General features: G+C 75.1%; 2 protein-coding genes. Both read right to left on the bottom strand.

What is annotated here, in order from left to right; translation table 11 throughout:
- Positions 1-67: 67 nt before the first annotated feature.
- Positions 68-1858, bottom strand: a complete 1791-nt coding sequence (locus ACSNOK_RS31760; protein WP_436784254.1) for a (2,3-dihydroxybenzoyl)adenylate synthase — start codon at positions 1856-1858, stop codon at positions 68-70.
- Positions 1859-1890: 32 nt separating this feature from the next.
- Complete coding sequence (locus tag ACSNOK_RS31755; protein WP_436784253.1) at positions 1891-3030, bottom strand: isochorismate synthase; 1140 nt, start codon at positions 3028-3030, stop codon at positions 1891-1893.
- Positions 3031-3558: the final 528 nt, after the last annotated feature.

Here is a 3558-nt window from a genome sequence, read left to right as displayed (position 1 = left end):
CTGCTCGTCCTCCCCGTCCGGCTCATCCCCTACCCGGCCCCCGGTCTCTCCGCCCGCCCGGCCCGTCTCAGCGTTCCTGCGCCGCCAGCCGCGCGGCGATGGCGGCCCGGAGGTCCTTCTTCGACACCTTGCCGACGCCGGTCTGCGGGAAGGCGTCCGTGAACTCCACCCGGTCCGGGACCTTGTAGTCGGCCAGCCCCCGCCCGCGGATGAACTTCTTCAGCGCCGCGGACCGCACCGGTTCCGCGCCGTCCCGCAGTACCACGTAGGCGCAGGTGCGCTCGCCGAGGTAGGGGTCGGGCATGGAGACCACGGCGGCGTCGTGCACCGAGGGATGGGCGAGGATGTGGTTCTCGATCTCCTCGGCGGCGACCTTCTCGCCGCCCCGGTTGATCTGGTCCTTGGCCCGTCCCTCGACGACGAGGTAACCGTCCTCCGTGAGGCGGACGATGTCGCCGGTGCGGTAGAAGCCGTCAGGAGTGAAGGACGTGGCGTTGTGTTCGGGGGCGCGCCAGTAGCCGCGGATGGTGTACGGACCACGGGTGAGCAGGTGCCCGGTCTCGCCCACGGGCAGGTCGCGGTCCTCGTCGTCCACGACGCGGATCTCGTCGTCGGGAGAGATCGGCCGGCCCTGCGTGCCGACGATCGTCTCCTCCGGGTCGTCCAGGCGCGTGTAGTTGACCAGGCCCTCGGCCATGCCGAAGACCTGTTGGAGGGTGCAGCCGAGGGAGGGCCGCACCCGTCGGGCGGCCTCCTCGCTGAACTTCGCCCCGCCCACGAGCAGCACGTCGAGGCTGGACAGGTCGTACGGGGTGGCGGGCGCGGCCTCCGTCCACACGAGGGCGAGCGGCGGCACCAGGCCGGTGATGGTCACGCCCTCGCGCTCGATGAGCGGGAACGCCACGTCGGGGCTGGGGCGCGGCGCGAGCACCACGCGGGCGCCGGCGTACAGGGCGCCCAGCGTGCCGGGGCTGCTCAGCGGGAAGTTGTGGGCGGCGGGCAGGGCGCAGAGGTAGACGCTGTGCTCGTCGACCCGGCAGATCTCGTTCGAGCCGCGCAGCGAGTAGATGTAGTCGTCGTGCGTGCGCGGGATGAGCTTGGGGACTCCGGTGGAGCCGCCGGAGAGCTGGAGGAACGCCAGGTCGTACGGCTCCGGTCCCTCGACGAGCTCGTCGAGGGGCTTGACGGGCTCCCGGGGCACGTCGGCGAGCGCGGTGTGCGGGCCGGGGTCGCCGACGACGAGCACGTGCCGCAGGGTGGGCACGTCGGCCCGGACCCGGGAGGCGAGGTCGCGGTGGTCGAAGCCGCCGGCCACGTCCGGGATCACGTACGCCGCGGCCTCGGTGAAGGCGCAGAAGTGCCGGATCTCGCTGTCGCGGTGCGCGGGCAGGGCGAACACCGGCAGCGCGCCGATGCGGAACAGGGCGAAGACGACCTCGAAGAACTCGGCGACGTTCGGCAGTTGGACGACGACGCGGTCGCCCTTGCCGATGCCGAGGGCCAGCAGCCCGGCGGCCATCCGGTCGGCTCGCCCGTCGAGCTCCCCGTACGTCCAGCGGCGGGTGGTGGAGCCGTCCGGCGCCGGGCCGGGGTCGATGATCGCCACCCGGTCGGGGTGGGCGGACGCGCGGTCGCGCAGCATCCGGCCGAAGGTCTCGCCGCGCCAGTAGCCGGCGGCGCGGTAGCGCTCGGCGAACTCGGCGGGGTAACCGGGGGCGTCGGCGGTTCCGGTTGCGGTCCGCGTTGCGGTTTCGGTTGCGGTTTCGGTTGCGATTCCGCGGTCCCCGTCACCGGTCGCCTCCGGGGCGGTCGCCGCCCGTGCCCCGGCCGGAGCGGCGGCCGTCGCGAGGCCGGTCATGACGTCGTCGTTCATGACGTCGTTGGTGTCCGTCACTGGTCAACTCCCACAGCCTGCAAGAACGTACGGAACTTGGCACCCGTCTCGGCGGTCTCCGCCTCGGGGTCCGACTGCTCGACCACGCCCGCCCCGGCGAACAGCCGCAGCCGCCGGTCGGCCGGTTCGGCCTCGGCGCAGCGGATGGTGACGACCCACTCGCCGTCGCCGTTCGCGTCACCCCAGCCGACCATGCCGGTGAAGGCGCCGCGGTCGAAGGGTTCGAGCTCCCCGATGACGCGGCGGGCGGTGTCCGTCGGGGTTCCGCAGACGGCGGGGGCGGCCGGTTCGGCGTGGAGGGTGGTGGAGAGGTGCCACATGGTGGCCGTGCGCACGAGGGTGGGGCGGTCGGGGACGTCGAGGGAGCGGCAGTACGGGGCGAGCGCCTCACGGATCGCGTCGACGACCATGGCGTGCTCGTGCAGATCCTTCTCGGACTCCAGCAGGGCCGCCGCCCGGCGGACGTCCTCGGCCAGGTCGGCGCTGCGCGGTGTCGAGCCGGCGAGGGGGTTGGTGACGATGCGTCCGCCGCGCTTGGAGACGAGCAGTTCGGGACTGGCCCCGAGCAGGGTCCGGCCGGAGCCGGAGGGAACGGCGAAGGTATAGCCGGAGGGGTCGCGACGGGCGAGGCGGTCGAGCAGCGCGGGGAGGTCGAGGTCGCGGGAGGAGGTGAGGCGGAGGGTGCGGGCGAGGACGACCTTGCCGAACTCGCCGTCCTTCATCCGGCGTACCGCTTCGGCGACGGCCGCGGCGTAGACGGCGGGCTCGGGCTCCGGGCGGACGTCCCAGTCGGCGACGGGCGGGGGCGCGGCGGGCAGCGCCATGAGCGGGTCGGCGGCCGGTGAGGGGCCGGTGCGGACGGTCTCCGGGACGGCGAGGACGGCCGGGGCGTTCCGGTCGAAGGGCACGGCCCCGATGACGAGCGGCGCGGCGTGGCCCGCACGCCGCTGGGCCTCCAGGGTCTCGGCTACGCGGCGGGCCAACGGCGCGTCGCCGTGCGGGACTTCGGCGCGCACGCCGTGAGCGAGGAGGGTGCGGGTGGGCGAGGCGAAGAAACGGGAGCCGCGGGGGTCGTAGGCGGCCAGGAGCTCGGTGGCCGCGCCGACGGTACGGCGGTCGGGGCCGGCCGCTGCCATGCCCGGCACCGCTGCCGTGCCCGGCACCGCTGCCATGCCCGGCACCGCCGCGCTGCCGGCCGCCGCGCGGCTCGCCGTCGCGCCGTCGGCCGCCACGGCGTCGGCCGTCACGCCGTCGGTCGTCACGCCGTCGGCCTCCGAGTCGGCACCGCGCGGCCGGCTCGCGGCGGGGGCGTCCTGGCCGGGGCGGGCGGCCGATCCGGGGCGGCCGGCGGCACTGCCGACGGCGTCGCCGCTCACGCCGACGCCGTCGGCGGTCCGCACATCGTCCCGCCGTCCCCGCCCGTCACACGAAGTCTCCGCGGCCGACCGGCCGACGGGCGACGCCGATGACGCAGGTGAAGCGGGTGACTCCGACGCCGGTGACGCGGGTATCGCGCCGTCGGCGCCGTTCCGGCCGACGGGCCCGCTCGGCGGGGCGGTGACGTGCTGAGCCGTGGTCACCTACTGCTCCGTTCCTCCGGCGCGGGTGGGCACCGGGTGTGGGGGTGGGGGTGAGTGCCGGCCGCCGGCGGTCCGGGTGCGGGA

This window comes from Streptomyces sp. URMC 126, assembly GCF_051386555.1.
GTDB lineage: Bacteria > Actinomycetota > Actinomycetes > Streptomycetales > Streptomycetaceae > Streptomyces.
This window is presented reverse-complemented; position numbering and strand designations above follow the sequence as displayed.

Coding starts and splice junctions, on each gene's coding strand:
- ACSNOK_RS31760 (WP_436784254.1), bottom strand. CDS start 1,858: ATGACCGGCCTCGCGACGGCCGCCGCTCCGGCCGGGGCACGGGCGGCG.
- ACSNOK_RS31755 (WP_436784253.1), bottom strand. CDS start 3,030: ATGGCAGCGGCCGGCCCCGACCGCCGTACCGTCGGCGCGGCCACCGAG.